The 14,972-nt window shown below is 71.4% G+C and carries 16 protein-coding genes and 1 tRNA gene; 8 read left to right on the top strand and 9 right to left on the bottom strand.

What is annotated here, in order from left to right; genetic code table 11:
- Positions 1 to 8 precede the first annotated feature (8 nt).
- The 3 genes from ABZ565_RS29775 to ABZ565_RS29765 form a co-directional block, all read right to left on the bottom strand.
- Positions 9 to 1,517, bottom strand: a complete 1,509-nt coding sequence (locus ABZ565_RS29775) for a Stp1/IreP family PP2C-type Ser/Thr phosphatase (protein ID WP_361033555.1) — start codon at positions 1,515 to 1,517, stop codon at positions 9 to 11.
- Between the two features lie 129 nt (positions 1,518 to 1,646).
- Positions 1,647 to 2,159, bottom strand: coding sequence for an FHA domain-containing protein (locus ABZ565_RS29770; protein WP_018101923.1), 513 nt, complete (start codon positions 2,157 to 2,159; stop codon positions 1,647 to 1,649).
- 10 nt (positions 2,160 to 2,169) lie between these two features.
- Positions 2,170 to 3,042 (bottom strand): DUF3662 and FHA domain-containing protein, encoded by an 873-nt coding sequence (locus ABZ565_RS29765; protein ID WP_361033551.1) that lies wholly within the window; start codon positions 3,040 to 3,042, stop codon positions 2,170 to 2,172.
- Positions 3,043 to 3,401: 359 nt separating this feature from the next.
- On the opposite strand from ABZ565_RS29765, the gene ABZ565_RS29760 reads away from it, so the two are divergent.
- Positions 3,402 to 3,484 (top strand) — tRNA-Leu (locus ABZ565_RS29760).
- A gap of 97 nt (positions 3,485 to 3,581) precedes the next feature.
- Here ABZ565_RS29760 and ABZ565_RS29755 read toward each other — a convergent pair.
- A complete protein-coding gene (locus ABZ565_RS29755; RefSeq protein ID WP_361033548.1) occupies positions 3,582 to 4,031 on the bottom strand; it encodes a MarR family winged helix-turn-helix transcriptional regulator in 450 nt (149 codons plus the stop codon).
- Between the two features lie 110 nt (positions 4,032 to 4,141).
- Between ABZ565_RS29755 and ABZ565_RS29750 the strand changes: the two genes are divergently transcribed.
- The 4 genes from ABZ565_RS29750 to ABZ565_RS29735 all read left to right on the top strand — a co-directional run bounded on the left by ABZ565_RS29750 (position 4,142) and on the right by ABZ565_RS29735 (position 8,480).
- Positions 4,142 to 5,248 carry a hypothetical protein gene (locus tag ABZ565_RS29750; RefSeq protein ID WP_361033545.1) on the top strand — a complete coding sequence of 369 codons (1,107 nt, stop codon included), beginning with the start codon at positions 4,142 to 4,144 and terminating at the stop codon, positions 5,246 to 5,248.
- Positions 5,249 to 5,388: 140 nt separating this feature from the next.
- The gene (locus tag ABZ565_RS29745) at positions 5,389 to 6,888 is read left to right on the top strand and encodes a DUF2252 domain-containing protein (protein WP_361033542.1); all 1,500 of its coding nucleotides are present in this window, start codon (positions 5,389 to 5,391) and stop codon (positions 6,886 to 6,888) included.
- 171 nt (positions 6,889 to 7,059) lie between these two features.
- Positions 7,060 to 8,067 (top strand): hypothetical protein, encoded by a 1,008-nt coding sequence (locus tag ABZ565_RS29740; protein ID WP_361033539.1) that lies wholly within the window; start codon positions 7,060 to 7,062, stop codon positions 8,065 to 8,067.
- A 68-nt stretch (positions 8,068 to 8,135) separates the two neighbouring features.
- Positions 8,136 to 8,480 carry a rhodanese-like domain-containing protein gene (locus ABZ565_RS29735; RefSeq protein WP_361033536.1) on the top strand — a complete coding sequence of 115 codons (345 nt, stop codon included), beginning with the start codon at positions 8,136 to 8,138 and terminating at the stop codon, positions 8,478 to 8,480.
- A 34-nt stretch (positions 8,481 to 8,514) separates the two neighbouring features.
- On the opposite strand, the gene ABZ565_RS29730 is transcribed toward ABZ565_RS29735, so the two are convergent.
- From ABZ565_RS29730 to paaA, 5 genes are read right to left on the bottom strand one after another with little or no spacing between them, the layout of a single operon-like run.
- Entirely contained in the window at positions 8,515 to 9,573 is a 1,059-nt protein-coding gene (locus ABZ565_RS29730) for a 2Fe-2S iron-sulfur cluster-binding protein (RefSeq protein WP_361033533.1), read from the bottom strand.
- Entirely contained in the window at positions 9,574 to 10,074 is a 501-nt protein-coding gene (gene paaD / locus ABZ565_RS29725; protein WP_361033530.1) for a 1,2-phenylacetyl-CoA epoxidase subunit PaaD, read from the bottom strand.
- Positions 10,068 to 10,769, bottom strand: coding sequence for a 1,2-phenylacetyl-CoA epoxidase subunit PaaC (gene paaC / locus ABZ565_RS29720; RefSeq protein WP_361033527.1), 702 nt, complete (start codon positions 10,767 to 10,769; stop codon positions 10,068 to 10,070). Before paaC ends, paaD begins: the two co-directional genes overlap by 7 nt.
- Positions 10,766 to 11,056, bottom strand: coding sequence for a 1,2-phenylacetyl-CoA epoxidase subunit PaaB (paaB, locus tag ABZ565_RS29715; protein WP_073966613.1), 291 nt, complete (start codon positions 11,054 to 11,056; stop codon positions 10,766 to 10,768). The genes paaC and paaB overlap by 4 nt, the downstream gene beginning before the upstream one ends.
- Complete coding sequence (paaA, locus tag ABZ565_RS29710) at positions 11,053 to 12,072, bottom strand: 1,2-phenylacetyl-CoA epoxidase subunit PaaA (protein WP_361033524.1); 1,020 nt, start codon at positions 12,070 to 12,072, stop codon at positions 11,053 to 11,055. The genes paaB and paaA overlap by 4 nt, the downstream gene beginning before the upstream one ends.
- Positions 12,073 to 12,175: 103 nt before the next feature.
- Between paaA and ABZ565_RS29705 the strand changes: the two genes are divergently transcribed.
- The 3 genes from ABZ565_RS29705 to ABZ565_RS29695 are packed head-to-tail and all read left to right on the top strand — an operon-like array spanning position 12,176 to position 14,819.
- On the top strand, positions 12,176 to 12,886 hold the full coding sequence (locus tag ABZ565_RS29705) for a DUF5819 family protein (RefSeq protein WP_361033521.1): 711 nt from the start codon (positions 12,176 to 12,178) through the stop codon (positions 12,884 to 12,886).
- On the top strand, positions 12,883 to 14,127 hold the full coding sequence (locus ABZ565_RS29700) for an HTTM domain-containing protein (RefSeq protein ID WP_361033518.1): 1,245 nt from the start codon (positions 12,883 to 12,885) through the stop codon (positions 14,125 to 14,127). The genes ABZ565_RS29705 and ABZ565_RS29700 overlap by 4 nt, the downstream gene beginning before the upstream one ends.
- Complete coding sequence (locus tag ABZ565_RS29695) at positions 14,124 to 14,819, top strand: TrmH family RNA methyltransferase (protein ID WP_361033515.1); 696 nt, start codon at positions 14,124 to 14,126, stop codon at positions 14,817 to 14,819. Before ABZ565_RS29700 ends, ABZ565_RS29695 begins: the two co-directional genes overlap by 4 nt.
- Positions 14,820 to 14,972: the final 153 nt, after the last annotated feature.

The following is a 14,972-nucleotide window of genomic DNA, read 5'->3' as shown; positions in this document are numbered from 1 at the left end:
CTACGGCTCTACTTCTTACCGCACTGCGGGACCAGCTTCTTCTCTTCCTCCGAGAGGCTGGGCCCAGGAGTGGGAGTCGTGGAAGTCTGCTCGGACTTGGTGTCGCCACCGGATGTCTTGCCGGACTTGGACGCCTTGGTGGCGTCGGTGTCCGTGCCCTGTGCCTGTCCCTCGTCGCCGTGCGCCTTCTCGGCTGCGCGGCGCTGCTCGTCCTTCTTGCAGGCGGACGCCTGGACGGAGAGCTCGGTGATCTTCTCGCGGGCGTCGGCGAGGCTGCCCTCGGCGATCGTCGCCTCGACCTTCTTGCGCTGGTAGGGCGGGAGGTACTTGAGTTCGATCTCGGGATGGTCGGTCTCGACCTTCGAGAGCGAGAGCCAGCCGAGATCCTGGCTGATGCCCCGGTACAGCGCGACGTTGTCGTTCTTCGCGCCGACGTAGTACTGGGTCTGGGTCCAGCGGTAGCCGCCGTAGAGCCCGCCGCCGACGACGGCCAGCGCGAGCACCACGAACAGGGACCGCTTGAGCCACTTGCGCCCGCCGCCGCGCTTGACGAAGTCGTCGTCGGAGTACGACCCGAAGGACCCCTCGGGCACCCCGTCGTAGCCGGAGTCGTCGCCGCTGCCGGGCGGGCCGAAGCTGCCGGAGGGCGGCGGTACGGGACGGCCGAGGCCGGCCGCACGGCCCGCGGGCGTCTGCATCGCGCCGCCGTCGTTCAGCTGGGCCGCCTGGTTCTCGGCGACCGCGCCGACGACGACCGGGGTGTCATTGAGCTGCCCGGCCAGGGTGTCGTTGCTGTCGACGTCGAAGACATCGGCGACGATGCAGGTGATGTTGTCCGGTCCGCCGCCGCGCAGGGCGAGCTGGATCAGGTCCTGGATGGTCTCCTGCGGGCCCTGGTAGCTGGCGAGCGTCTCCTCCATCGTCTGGTGGGAGACGACGCCGGAGAGCCCGTCGGAGCAGATCAGGTAGCGGTCGCCGGCCCGGACCTCACGGATGGAGAGGTCGGGTTCGACGTGGTCGCCACTGCCCAGTGCGCGCATCAGCAGGGAGCGCTGCGGGTGGGTGGTGGCCTCCTCCTCGGTGATCCGGCCCTCGTCCACCAGCCGCTGGACCCAGGTGTGGTCCTGCGTGATCTGGGTGAGCACGCCGTCGCGCAGCAGGTACGCGCGCGAGTCGCCGACGTGCACCAGGCCCAGGCGCTGGCCGGTCCAGAGCAGGGCGGTGAGCGTGGTGCCCATGCCCTCCAGCTGAGGGTCCTCCTCGACCATCATCCGCAGTTGGTCGTTGGCCCGCTGGACCGCCGTACCGAGCGAGGTGAGGATGTCGGAGCCCGGGACGTCGTCGTCGAGCTGGACGAGGGTGGAGATCACCTCGGAACTGGCGACCTCACCGGCCGCCTGGCCGCCCATGCCGTCGGCGATCGCGAGAAGGCGGGGGCCGGCATAGCCGGAGTCCTCGTTGCCCTCCCGGATCATGCCCTTGTGCGATCCGGCGGCGAAGCGCAGGGACAGACTCATGCGCACCTCACCCGTCGGTTCGGGGTACAGCCGGTCTCGAGCCACACTGCCCACCCTCCGGTCGGGAGCCTGGCCTGGTCCGATGCCCGGACCCCCGCGGCTCGCTCGCTCCGCTCGCTCATTGTCGTACTACTTCCGCAGCTCGATGACGGTCTTGCCGATCCGGATCGGCGCGCCCAGCGGAACGGGCGTCGGGGTGGTGAGGCGGGTCCGGTCCAGGTACGTGCCGTTGGTGGACCCGAGATCCTCGACGATCCACTGGCCGTCACGGTCGGGGTAGATCCTGGCATGCCTGCTGGACGCGTAGTCGTCGTCCAGCACGATCGTTGAATCATGGGCACGGCCCAGCGTGATGGTCTGCCCCTGGAGCGCCACCGTGGTGCCGGTGAGCGTGCCCTCGGAGACGACCAGCTTGGTCGGCGCGCCCCGGCGCTGGCGCCCGGGCTGCTGGCGCTGCTGCGGCGGTGCCGCGTTCTGGCGTCCCTGGGGCGGACGCGCGTCGTTCGCGGTGCGGCGTGAGCCGCGTTGCGTGACGCGCGTTCCGAACAGGTCGCTGCGAATGACCTGGACGGCCACGATCACGAACAGCCACAGAACAGCCAGGAAACCTAGCCGCATGACCGTCAGGGTCAGCTCTGACATTGCCCCCGCTTCACCCTTCGGCTTGCCGGTAAACGATTGTGGTGCTGCCCACGACGATCCGCGAGCCGTCGCGGAGCGTAGCGCGGGTGGTGTGCTGCCCGTCTACCACGATGCCGTTGGTAGACCCGAGATCCTGGATCGTCGAGGGCGTTCCGGTCCTGATCTCACAGTGCCGGCGGGAGACGCCGGGGTCGTCGATCCGCACATCGGCGTCGGTGCTGCGGCCCATGACCAGCGTCGGGCGAGAGATCTGGTGGCGGGTGCCGTTGATCTCGATCCAGCGCCGCACCTGCACGTTCGGCGGGGAGGCGGGGGTGGCCGGCGGACGCCGGTCGGGACCGCCGTGGCGCCCGGCGCCCGGCGGCGGGCCGGCGGGCATGGGCGGGGCGGCGGTGGGAGGGTAGCCATAACCGCCGGGGGCCTGCGGGGCGGGACGGCTGGGATACCCCTGCTGGGGGGACTGGCCGCCGTAGCTCTGGCCCTGGCCTGTGCCCTGCCCCTGTGACGAACTCGACGCCAGGGTGCGGCTGCGGACCCGGTAGAGACCGGTGTCGAGGTCCTCGGCCTTCTCCAGGTGCACCTTGATGGGCCCCATGAACGTGTACCGCTGCTGCTTGGCGTAGTCCCGGACCAGGCCGGAGAGCTCGTCGCCCAGCTGGCCGGAGTACGGGCTCAGGCGCTCGTAGTCGGGGGCGCTGAGTTCGACGATGAAGTCGTTGGGGACGACGGTGCGCTCACGGTTCCAGATGGTGGCGTTGTTGTCGCACTCCCGCTGGAGGGCACCCGCGATCTCGACCGGCTGGACCTCGGACTTGAAGACCTTGGCGAAAGTGCCGTTGACCAGGCCTTCGAGACGCTGCTCGAAACGCTTCATCACTCCCATGGGGCACCTCCTCCGGTGTCGTCGTCCCTGTACTGCTTACTGATCGTATCCACGCGTCGGGAAATCGGCTGGTTCCCCTTGTCTGCCCTGTGGATGAGTGTCCCCCCTCACACGGATCGTAGAGGTGGCCTCCTCACAGTGTCCCGCACCTTGGGCGCACTCAGGAGGAGTGGGGGGCGACCCCTGGGGGTTCCCGGTTCCTTTCGGACGTTCTGCCGACGTCGGCCGAGCGTGCGGCGAGTGCCCGGGGATCGGGCGGCGAAACAACGGATGTGAATCCACCCTGTCCAGCGTGCTAATCTTCCGGATGTCGCCAGGCGCTCGCACCGAAAAGTGGGAGAGCCCGGAACACCACTCTTGCGCGAGTGGCGGAACGGCAGACGCGCTGGCTTCAGGTGCCAGTGTCCTTAGGGACGTGGGGGTTCAAATCCCCCCTCGCGCACAAGAAGGAAGCCTCCCAGGCCTCGGCCTGGGGGGCTTCTTCGGTTTGTCCGGCCGGTCCTTTCCCTGTGTGTTTGGTTTCACGTGAAACGCCCGATTTACGAGTGCGGGGCGTCGCCCGTCGTGTTGTAGCGCAGGAGGTACGCGGCGAACCGGGCGAGGTCGTCCTCCGTCCAGTCCGCAAGGCGCTCCTGATACGCGGCGCGTCGGCTGGCCTGAGTGGCGGCTAGGGCCTGCGTCCCGGCTTCGGTGGGGTGAAGGACCTGGATGCGGTGGTCGGCCGGGTCGGGGTGGCGCTCGACAAGACCGAGCCTCTCCAGGGCGCCGATCTGCCGGCTGACGGTGGACTTGTCGAGCATGTAGTGCGCCGCCAGGTCGGTCGCGCGGCACCCCTGCTGGTCGTCGATGTGCGCCAGCAGCGTGTAGGAGACGAGTGGCAGTTCGGGGTGGAGGCGGGCAGCGGCGGCCCGCGCGCGACGGGCGAAGGCGGTCAGTTCGCGCTGGATGACGTCCAGCGACTCCTCGCGTTCTCCGGGGGTGTCTGGCACGGGTCGCCTTCCTCGTAAGTTCAGTTGTATAGTACAACGAAAGTGGAGTTGTAAAAGCCAACTAGTTGGGTTGTAAAAGCCAACCACCTGGCCGATCGTCTGGAGCCCTCATGTCCGCAGGCCCGAGCGCCGCCGCCGGTTCTCCGGCGGGCGCGCTGCGTCACGTACTGAGCCACCTCGTCACCCCGTTGCTGATGTGCATCGGCATGGGCCTCGCCTACCTGGGCGCTTTCCACGCTCCGCAACCGCATGACCTGCGGGTCGACGTGGTCGGTTCGGGACCGTCCGCGCAGGTGCTGGCGCAGACCCTCCAGGACAAGGGGGACGGGGCGCTGAGCGTGCGTACCGTCCCCGACCGCGGCACCGCGGCCGAGCACCTGCGCACGCAGGACAGCTACGGCGCCTACGTCCCCGGCGCGGCCCCCGAACTGCTCGTCGCCTCCGCCTCCTCCGACACCAGCGCGACAGCGGTCGAGAAGGTCTTCACCCAGGTCGCGGCCGGACAGGGCGCCCCGCTGAAGGTGACGGACACCGCCCCCACGGCCCATGGCGACCCGACCGGCCAGGGCATCTTCTTCCTGCTGGTCGCCGTCAGCATCGGCTCCTACGCATCCGTCGCCGTGATCGGCGGGGCCGGAGCGGTTCTGCGCCTCCGGATGCGCGCGGCGCTCGCCCTGGGCGCCTCGCTCGTGGTCAGCGCGATCGGGGCGGTGTTCGCGGGGCCGCTGTTCGGACTCGTCGAGCACGGCCTCGGTGGGCTCTGGGCCATGGCGTGGCTCTACTCGGCGGGCATTCTGCTGATCGGTGTGGGCCTGCACACCTTCCTCAAGCGGTGGACCACGCTCGGGGTGATGGTGCTCTTCGTCATGCTCAACTTCACCAGCTCCGGCGGGATCTTCCGCCCCGAGCTCCAGCCCGGATTCTTCGGGGCGCTGCATTCCTTCTGGAACGGGGCAGGCTTCGTCGAGGGCGTACGCAGCCATGTGTACTTCGGCGGGCACGCGCTGGGCGGGCATGTGCTGGTGCTGGCCCTCTGGTTCGCCGCGGGTGTGGTCATGACGGGGCTCGCCGGGCTGGCCGAGGGGAAGCGTCGAAGGGCTGCCGTCTCTCCCGCCTCCGACGCCCCTTCCACTACCCCTTCCACTGTCCCCTCCTCCGTTCCGGTGCGGTCGTCGGCCGAGGAGGAAGAGGAGATGGAAGAAGCGGTGGGCGTCTGAGCGGCTGACCAGCGGGGAAGGGCTCTCGCCCGGGGTCGTCCACAGGGGCAGACGGCGTTCGGTGTGTGGCGGTACCGTCGGCGGCAGTTGATGTGAGGCAGGTACCCGGCGCTCGTGCCGGGCGGGGGAGGCTGCGCGCCATGGACGGAACCGGGACGGCACTGCCGCCGGAACAGCGGACCGGGCTCAGCGGTGTGGACGCGGTGGCGGTGGCCGTGCGCCCGGCGCACGCGGGCGGGCCGCGCATACCGGCCGTGCCGGGCTTCGCACGCCGTACGGACAAGGCACACGTGGACACCGCGGGGACGCCGAAGCGGAAGGGCAAGGCGCTGCGGGCGAGGGTGCCCCGGTCCGCGCACGCGACGCTGGAGCTGCCGGCCGGGCGGCCGGACGCGGTGCGCGCGGTGGAGGAGTCCAACCGGGGCCGGGTGCCGGAGCTGACGCCGATACGGGTGGGCCGGATGGCCGCCACCCCCTTCGCCTTCCTGCGCGGCGCGGCCGGGCTGATGGCCCATGACCTGGTGGGCACCCCGGTCACCGGGGTCGCCGCCCAGCTCTGCGGCGACGCGCACGCGGCGAACTTCGGGTTGTACGGCGATGCGCGGGGCGGCCTCGTCATCGACCTGAACGACTTCGACGAGACCGTGGCCGGGCCCTGGGAGTGGGACCTCAAGCGCCTGGCGACCTCCCTGGTACTCGCGGGCCGGGAGGCCGGGGCCGACGAGGACACCTGCCGCAGGGCCGCGTACGACACCGTGGGCGCCTACCGGCGGACGATGCGGCTGCTGGCCCGGATGCCCGCGCTCGACGCGTGGAACGCCATCGCGGACGAGGAACTCGTCTCCCACACCGACGCGCGGGATCTGCTCGGCACCCTGGAGCGGGTCTCCGAGAAGGCCCGCAACAACACCAGTGCCCGCTTCGCGGCCAAGTCCACGGAGGCCTGCGAGGACGGTGGCCGCCGCTTCGTGGACGCGCCGCCGGTGCTGCGCCGGGTCGGGGACGTGGAGGCCGCGGCCGTGGCGGCGGGGCTGGGGGACTATCTGGGGACCGTCTCCGAGGACCGGCTGTCGCTGCTGGCCCGGTACGCGATCCATGACGTCGCGTTCCGGGTGGTCGGCACCGGCAGCGTGGGCACCCGCTCGTACGTGGTGCTGCTGCTGGACCACCGGGGGGAGGCGCTGGTGCTCCAGGTGAAGGAGGCCAGGCCCTCGGTGCTCGGCCCGCATCTGGCCGCCGTGGGGTTCGGGGTGCCGGAGGTCGCGCACGAGGGGCGGCGCGTGGTGCTCGGGCAGAAGCGGATGCAGGTCGTCAGTGACCATCTGCTGGGCTGGACGACCGTGGACGGCCGGCCCTTCCAGGTACGGCAGTTCAGGAACCGCAAGGGCAGCGTCGACCCCGCCGCCCTGGCCGCCGACCAGGTCGACGACTACGGCCGGATGACCGGGGCGCTGCTGGCCCGGGCCCATGCCCACAGCGCGGACCCGAGGCTGCTGGCGGGCTACTGCGGCAAGAACGACGAGCTGGACGAGGCGGTGGCGGCCTTCGCGGTGACCTACGCGGACCGCACGGAGGCGGACCACGGGGAGCTGGTGCGGGCGATCGGGGCGGGGCGGATCGGGGCGGAGCGGGGCGTGTAGCAGGGGCGTGGCGGGCGCGTGGCGGGGGGCACGGCGGGTGTGTGACGGGGCGGCGAGGGTGCCCTGGCGGCCCGGTTGCCGACGGGTTGCCCGGCCGCCTGCAGCCTGAGCGGGGCGCCTGCTGCGGTGACCGCGTGTCCCGGTGGCGGGCCGGGGCCATACGCTGGGCGGGTGAGCCACGAAGCCGCCGGGGTGCCGATCTCCGGGAACGACGATGACCCGCAGGACGAGGCACGGCCGGACGCCGGCCGGCCGGACGACGCGGTGCGGGATGCGGTGCCGGACGCGGTGCGGGACGCCGGCCGCGGGGACGAGGCGGAGGCCGGCGCCGGCACTGGTGAGGCCGGGAGCGCCTCGTCGGGGGCCGGTGAGGCCGGGGACGGCTCGTCCGGGGGCGGGGCGCGGGAGCGGCCCGAGGCGCGGCTCGCCCAGGCGGTGCGGGCGGCCGAGCAGGCGCTGATCGAGTTCGAGATCGCGGTGGAGACGTTCCGGGTCGAGGTGGAGAACTTCTCCCGGCTGCACCATCAGCGGCTGGGCCCGATGTACGCGCGGCTGGACGAGCTCGACGCGCAGATCGCCGAGGCGCGGGCGGCGAAGACCGGTGACCCCGAGGACCTGCGCAAGGCGGAGGAAGCACGGTCGGTCGTGATGCCCATGCCGGGCGTGGACGAGCTGTTCCACGACTGGATGGACTCCGAGGGCCTGTCCCCCGAGGCGTCGGCCATGCTGACCGATCAGACGGTGCGCCCGCCCAAGCGGGTGCGCCCCACCGACGAGGCGCGCAAGCTGTACCGCGACCTGGTCCGCAAGGCGCATCCGGACCTGGCCCAGGACGAGACGGAGCGGGTCAGGCGGGACGAGTTCATCGCACGCGTCAACGCCGCCTACGGCCGCGGGGACGAGGCCCTGCTCAACGAACTGGCCGAGGAGTGGGCGGCGGGACCCGCCGCGCCGCGGCAGGAACTGAGCGAGGCCGACGAGCTCTACGCCCGGCTGGACTGGCTGACCCGGCGCAAGGAGCTGCTGACGGAGTGGGCCCACGAGCTGGAGGAGAGTGCGATCGGCGCCATGCTGCGGATGGCACCCGACGACCCGGACCAGCTGCTGGAACAGATCGCCGAACAGCTGCTGGGCGAGGTCTCGCAGCGGGAAGCGGAGCTCGCGGCTCTGGTGCAGTAGCGTTTTCGGTGGCCCCGAGCGCACTGATTCGGTGACCGTGAGCGCACTGACGAGAGAAGGCATGACCCATGAATTTCGGCCCGCTTCCCACGGTCGATGTCGCGTCCGTCCCGGCGGATGGCCTCGTGCTGGACGTCCGGGAGAACGACGAGTGGGCGGCCGGACACGTCGAGGGCGCCCTGCACATCCCCATGAGCGACTTCGTGGGCCGCTTCGGTGAGCTGACCGAGGCGGTGGAGGACGGCCGGCGCGTGCATGTGATGTGCCGGGTTGGCGGCCGGTCCGCCCAGGTCACCCAGTACCTGGTGCAGCAGGGGATCGACGCCGTCAACATCGACGGCGGCATGCTCGCCTGGGACGGCGCGGGCCGCCCGATGGTCACCGACAACGGCACCCCGGCCTTCGTCGCCTGACGCGGCCCGCCCCGGTCCTCCGGCGCCGGAGGCGTCAGCGGTCGAAGTCGAGCTCCACCTCCTCGGTGACCGGATGGGACTGGCAGGCCAGCACGTAACCCGCGCCCGTCTCCTCCGGCTCCAAGGCGTAGTTGCGGTCCATCCGCACCTCGCCGGAGACCAGGAACGCCCGGCAGGTACCGCAGACGCCGCCCTTGCACGCGTACGGAGCGTCCGAGCGGCTGCGCAGCACCGTCTCCAGCAGCGACTCGCCCCCTTCCACCGGCCAGGTGCCGGACCGGCCGTCGAGCGTCGCCGTCAGGGTGCCGCCGACGGGCGTCTCGACCCGGGGCCCCGCGGGCGCGGCGGGGGTGTCCTCGACGTGGAAGATCTCCTGGTGGATGCGGGAGCGGTCCACGCCCAGCCCGTGCAGCGCGACCTCGGCGGCCCGGACCAGGCCCAGCGGCCCGCACAGGAACCAGCCGTCGATCTCCGCCACCGGCAGCAACGCCGGCAGCAGTCCGGAGAGCCGTTCGCCGTCCAGCCGGCCCGAGGGCAGACCGGCCTGCTGCTCCTCCCGGGACAGGGCGGTGACCAGCTGGAAGCGGTCCGGATAGCGGTCCTTCAGGTCGGCGACCTCGTCCAGGAACATCGTCGAGGCAGCCGTCCGGTCGCTGCGGACCAGGCAGAACGTGGCGTTCGGCTCCCGGGCGAGCAGAGTGGCCGCCATGGACAGCACCGGGGTGATGCCGCTTCCGCCGACGATCGCCGCGAACTGCCCGGCGCGGGGCGTCAGAACGAAGCGCCCCATCGGGGGCATCGCCTCGATCGTGTCCCCGACCAGCAGCTCCTTGAGGGCGTACGTGGAGAACGCGCCGCCGTCCACGAGGCGGATGCCTACCCGCAGCGCCGGACCGGCCGAGGGCTCGGGGGCCGGTGCGCAGATGGAGTACGAGCGGCGCACCTCCTCGCCGCCCACGGTGTAGCGGACGTTGAGATGCTGGCCGGGCTTGTGCCGGAAGGTCTCGTGCAGACCGGGCGGGACGGCGAGGGTGACGGCCACCGAATCGTCCGTGAGCCGCTCGATCCCGCTGACCCGGAGCGGATGGAACATCTACAACTCCTTGAAGTGGTCGAACGGCTCCTGGCAGGCCACACAGCGCCGGAGCGCCTTGCACGCCGTGGAGGAGAACCGGCTCAGCAGCTCCGTCTCGGTGGAGCCGCAGTGCGGGCAGCGCACGGACAGGGCCAACGGCACCGGACCGCCGGACGCGGTGTCGTGCGGCCGGGGCGGGGCTATGCCGAACTCCGCCAGCTTCCGGCGCCCTTCGGCACTGATGTCGTCCGTCGACCAGGCGGGCGCCAGGACCGTCTCCACGGACACCTGTGCCACGCCGTGGTCGTGCAATACGCGCTCGATGTCCGCGGACATCGCCTCGATCGCCGGGCAGCCGGTGTACGTCGGCGTGAGCCTGACCGTGACGCGGTCCGGGTCGTGCACCTCCACGCCCCGGACCACACCCAGGTCCTCCAGGGTCAGCACGGGCAGCTCCGGGTCCGGAACGGAGCCCGCGATGCTCAGCAGCTCCTCCTCGACGGAGGTCCAGGTCACCATGACGCCCCCGGGTGGCTGCGATGCAGGTGCTGCATCTCGGCGAGCATCCGGCCGAAGGACTCCGTGTGGATGCCCTGCCGGCCCGCGCCCGCCGTCCAAGCGCCGGACTGCGGGCCCGTCGGCACGGCCAGGGTGGCCCGGCCGAGGACATCGGTGACGGCCTCCAGCCAGCGGCTGTGCAGCGCCTGCCAGTCGATGTCGACGCCTTCGACCGGCTGGAACAGCTCGCCGGTGAAGCGCCACAGCGCGTCCGCCGCCCGCTGCATCCGCTCGTGGCTCTCGTCCGTCCCGTCACCGAGGCGCAGCGTCCACTGCTCGGCGTGGTCCCGGTGGTAGGCCACCTCCTTGACCGCCTTGGCGGCTATCCCCGCGAACGGGCCCGCGCCGGCCGCCAGCTGCTCGTACAGCCCCTGCTGGTGGACCGAGAAGAAGAGCTGCCGGGCGATGGTGTGGGCGAAGTCGCCGTTCGGCTGCTCGACCAGCTGGACGTTGCGGAAGGCGCGCTCCTCGCGGAGGTAGGCCAGTTCGTCCTCGTCCCCAGCGAGCGACAGCAGCAGGCGGGCCTGGCCCAGCAGGTCGAGGGCGATGTTGGCGAGGGCGACCTCCTCCTCCAGCACCGGGGCGTGGCCGGCCCACTCCCCCAGCCGGTGCGACAGCACCAGCGCGTCGTCGCCCAGGGCGAGGGCCGCGGTCACAGGTGCTTCACCCCGTCCGGGATCTCGTAGAACGTGGGGTGCCGGTAGGGCTTGTCCCCGGCCGGTTCGAAGAACGAGTCCTTCTCGTCCGGCGAGGAGGCCGTGATCTGGGAGGAGGGCACGACCCACAGGGAGACCCCCTCGGACCGGCGGGTGTAGAGGTCGCGCGCGTTGCGCAGGGCCATTTCGGCGTCCGGCGCGTGGAGGCTGCCGGCGTGGGTGTGGGAGAGCCCGCGCCGCGAGCGGACGAACACCTCCCACAGCGGCCAGTCCGTCGAGCTGCTCATGCTGTCGCCTTTCCGTTCCGTACGGCCGGGTCCGCGCCGGGCGTGTGCTTGCGGGCGTATGCGGCGGCGGCTTCGCGGACCCAGGCGCCTTCCTCGTGCGCCCGGCGGCGCTGGGTGAGGCGCTGCTCGTTGCACGGTCCGTTGCCCTTCAGCACCTCCTGGAACTCGGTCCAGTCGATCGCGCCGAAGTCGTGCCTGCCGCGTTCCTCGTTCCACCGGATGTCCGGGTCGGGGAGGGCCAGGCCGAGCGCCTCGGCCTGGGGGACGCAGATGTCCACGAACCGCTGCCGCAGCTCGTCGTTGGAATGCCGCTTGATCTTCCAGGCCATCGACTGCGCCGAGTGGGCCGAGGCGTCGTCCGGCGGGCCGAACATCATCAGGGAGGGCCACCACCAGCGGTTCACCGCGTCCTGGGCCATCTCGTGCTGTGCGGGGGTGCCGTTGCTCAGCGCGAGGAGCAGTTCGTAACCCTGGCGCTGGTGGAACGACTCCTCCTTGCAGATGCGGACCATCGCGCGGGCGTAGGGACCGTAGGAGCAGCGGCAGAGGGGCACCTGGTTGGTGATCGCGGCGCCGTCCACGAGCCAGCCGATGGCGCCCACGTCCGCCCAGGTCAGCGTCGGGTAGTTGAAGATCGACGAATAGCGCTGGCGCCCCGCGTGGAGCTTGTCGAGCAGCTCGTCGCGACCGGTGCCCAGGGTCTCGGCCGCGCTGTACAGATACAGGCCGTGGCCCGCCTCGTCCTGCACCTTGGCCATGAGGATCGCCTTGCGGCGCAGCGAGGGGGCTCGGGTGATCCAGTTGGCCTCCGGCTGCATGCCGATGATCTCGGAGTGGGCGTGCTGGGCCATCTGCCTGACCAGCGAGGCGCGATACGCGTCGGGCATCCAGTCACGCGGCTCGATGCGCTCGTCGGCCGCCACCGCCGCGTCGAAGGCGGCCTGGAGGGCCGCGTCGGGCCCCGCATCGCCGCCTGCTGCCGTCTGCGCTGTCTGGCTCGCAGTCCCTGCCGCCATCCCGGACTCCCTACCGACCGATCGTTCGGTTCAACGTCTTCAATGGTGAGTCCGGGGCCCGTAGGGTGTCAACCCTGTGGATAACCGACGCGATCGGGGCGGGATGGATTCGGACGACGACAGGGACGCCCGCGGCGGGGGCGGACCCGCTCCCGCCGTCGAGGCGGCCGCGGCGCCCGGCGGAATGGCCGGGCTCTCGTTTCCGTACCAGATCGTCGCCGCTGTGGCGCTCGCCGCCTTCGGGGTGCTCGCCTGCATGCAGCTGGCCATGGTCTTTCTGCACGTCGCCCCCTCCAACACGCTGACCAAGCAGCACGGCGCGGCGGTGGACGACTGGGTGTACCCCGAGTTCGAGCAGAACTGGAAGCTCTTCGCTCCCAACCCGCTGCAGCAGAACGTGGCCGTTCAGGTGCGCACCGAGACGGCCGGCCCCGAAGGCCCCCGTACGACGGCGTGGCGGGATCTCTCCGCCGAGGACGGCCGGGCGATACGCGGCAATCCGCTGCCCAGCCACGTCCAGCAGAACGAACTCCGCCGGGCCTGGGACTTCTACGTCGGATCGCACGACGACAAGAACCGGGCCAACGGCCTGCGCGGCACCCTGTCCGAGAAGTACGTCCGCCGCCTCGTGATGCTGCGTCTCGGCGGCCAGGACGACGGCGGGACCATCCTGAGGATTCAGGTCAGGTCCGAAGTGCGGGCCGTCGCGGCGCCCGAGTGGAGCGACGAGAAGATCAGTACCGGTCCGTCCTATCGCGTCCTGCCCTGGTGGAAGGTCAGCGCCGACGACCTGCCCGAGGGGGCGGGACAGTGAGCACCCCTCAGCCGGGCCGCGGCCTCGCCGGCTCCATCCAGCGCGTCACGGCCTCGGCCCTCGGCCCGTACCAGAGCGCCGTCATCCGTATCGGCTTCTCGGCCACCTTCCTGATGTTCCTGCTCCGTGAGCTGCCCCACCGGCACGAGATGTACGGCCCCGACGCGCCCTGGCGCTGGGACCTGGCGCGGCAGCTGATATCCGGGAACCAGGCGTTCACGACCCTCATGTGGTCGGACAGCGCCCTCTGGTTCGAGATCGTCTACGCGCTGGCGCTGCTCTCGTCCCTCCTGCTGATGCTCGGCTGGCACACCCGCGCCGTCTCCGTGGTCTTCATGGCCGGAGTGCTCTCGCTGCAGAACCGCAGCATCTTCATGGGCGACGGCGGCGACAACGTCATCCACCTGATGTCCATCTACCTGGTGCTGACCCGCTGCGGGCAGGTCTGGTCGCTGGACGCCCGGCGGGCGCGGGGCCGCGCGTCGGTGTACGCCGGCCAGGAGGCCGGTGGGCGGCGGGTGCCCGGGGAGCGGGCCGGGATCGTGCTGTGGGTGGTGCTCGGGGCCGTCCTGGTGGGGGCCACGGTGGCGGGTGGTCTGGGTGGCACCGTGTGGCTGCCGCTCCTCCTGTGGTGCCTGTGGATCGGCCAGGGCGCCTGGTGGGCCGCGAACCGGTACGCGCCGGGCAACGAGCTCCGCACCCTTCTCGACGTCATCGCCAACCTCGCCCACAACGCCACTCTCGTCGTGATCATGGCCGAGGTCTGCCTGATCTACGCGACGGCCGGCTGGTACAAGATCCAGGGCTCGCGCTGGCAGGACGGGACCGCGCTGTACTACCCGCTCAAACTGGAGTACTTCACCCCGTGGCCCGCCCTGTCGGACCTGCTGTCCTCCAGCGGCGTCATGGTCATGGTGCTGTCGTACGCCACGGTCATCGTGCAGGTGGCCTTCCCGTTCACCCTCTTCAACCGGCGCGTGAAGAACTTCCTGCTCGGCGCCATGATCTGTGAGCACGCGGGGATCGCGCTCCTGCTGGGGCTGCCGTTCTTCTCGATGGCCATGATCACCGCGGACGCCGTCTTCCTGCCGACCGCCTTCCTGGTGTGGCTCGGCGGGCGGGTGGCCACCGGGCATGAGCGGTTGTTCCGGCGGCGGGGGCGGGTGCCGGCGCCGCGCGCCGCCGACGGCCCGGAGGCACCGGAGCCCGACGGCGACGGGAGCCATACCCTCGTCGGGTGAGCAGTGAGACCGGCAGCACCGGTGAGACCAGCGGCAACGGCGCGCCCGTGGGCGACGAGCCCGTGCAGTACGACGAGGGGTTCGGGACGGAGATCGGCGTCGGGCCGCATCCGCTGCCCTGGCCCGAGGACGAGCGGTACGACCCCGAGCTGCTGGCCGGTGGCGACCGGCGCAACGTCGGCGACCGGTACCGCTACTGGACCCGTGAGGCGATCGTCGCCGACCTCGATCTGCGCCGCCACGATTTCCACGTGGCCGTGGAGAACTGGGGCCACGACTTCAACATCGGGTCCGTCGTGCGGACCGCGAACGCGTTCCTGGCCAAGGAGGTGCACATCGTCGGGCGGCGGCGCTGGAACCGGCGCGGGGCGATGGTCACCGACCGCTACCAGCACGTCCGGCACCACCCCGACACCGCGAGCCTGACCGCCTGGGCGGCGGCGGAGGGCCTGCCGATCGTTGGGATCGACAACCTGCCGGGGGCGGTGCCGTTGGAGCGGACGGTGCTGCCTCGGCGGTGTGTCCTCCTGTTCGGGCAGGAGGGGCCCGGGTTGACGGAGGAGGCTCGGCGGTGTGCGGAGGTGGTGTGCTCCATCGCGCAGTTCGGGTCCACGCGGTCGATCAATGCGGGGGCGGCCGCCGCGATTGCCATGCATGCGTGGGTGGCGCGGTATGCGGTGATTCCTGGGTGAGGTGGGGGCGGGTCGGGGCGGGGTGGGGGTGGGTGCGCCTGCGGCGGGCCGTTTCCCCTACCCGCCCCTTCCCGTAACCGGGGCTCCGCCCCGGACCCCGCGCCTCAAACGCCGGCGAGGCTGGGATTATACCCCGGGTGGGCGGGATGGACC

It is taken from the genome of Streptomyces sp. NPDC016469 (assembly GCF_040632905.1).
GTDB lineage: Bacteria > Actinomycetota > Actinomycetes > Streptomycetales > Streptomycetaceae > Streptomyces.
The sequence above is the reverse complement of the archived record's forward strand: the minus strand, read 5'-3'. Positions and strand labels throughout refer to the sequence as shown.

Coding starts and splice junctions, on each gene's coding strand:
- ABZ565_RS29775 (WP_361033555.1), bottom strand. CDS start 1,517: ATGAGTCTGTCCCTGCGCTTCGCCGCCGGATCGCACAAGGGCATGATC.
- ABZ565_RS29770 (WP_018101923.1), bottom strand. CDS start 2,159: ATGTCAGAGCTGACCCTGACGGTCATGCGGCTAGGTTTCCTGGCTGTT.
- ABZ565_RS29765 (WP_361033551.1), bottom strand. CDS start 3,042: ATGGGAGTGATGAAGCGTTTCGAGCAGCGTCTCGAAGGCCTGGTCAAC.
- ABZ565_RS29750 (WP_361033545.1), top strand. CDS start 4,142: ATGTCCGCAGGCCCGAGCGCCGCCGCCGGTTCTCCGGCGGGCGCGCTG.
- ABZ565_RS29745 (WP_361033542.1), top strand. CDS start 5,389: ATGGACGGAACCGGGACGGCACTGCCGCCGGAACAGCGGACCGGGCTC.
- ABZ565_RS29735 (WP_361033536.1), top strand. CDS start 8,136: ATGAATTTCGGCCCGCTTCCCACGGTCGATGTCGCGTCCGTCCCGGCG.
- ABZ565_RS29730 (WP_361033533.1), bottom strand. CDS start 9,573: ATGTTCCATCCGCTCCGGGTCAGCGGGATCGAGCGGCTCACGGACGAT.
- paaD (WP_361033530.1), bottom strand. CDS start 10,074: ATGGTGACCTGGACCTCCGTCGAGGAGGAGCTGCTGAGCATCGCGGGC.
- paaB (WP_073966613.1), bottom strand. CDS start 11,056: ATGAGCAGCTCGACGGACTGGCCGCTGTGGGAGGTGTTCGTCCGCTCG.
- paaA (WP_361033524.1), bottom strand. CDS start 12,072: ATGGCGGCAGGGACTGCGAGCCAGACAGCGCAGACGGCAGCAGGCGGC.
- ABZ565_RS29705 (WP_361033521.1), top strand. CDS start 12,176: ATGGATTCGGACGACGACAGGGACGCCCGCGGCGGGGGCGGACCCGCT.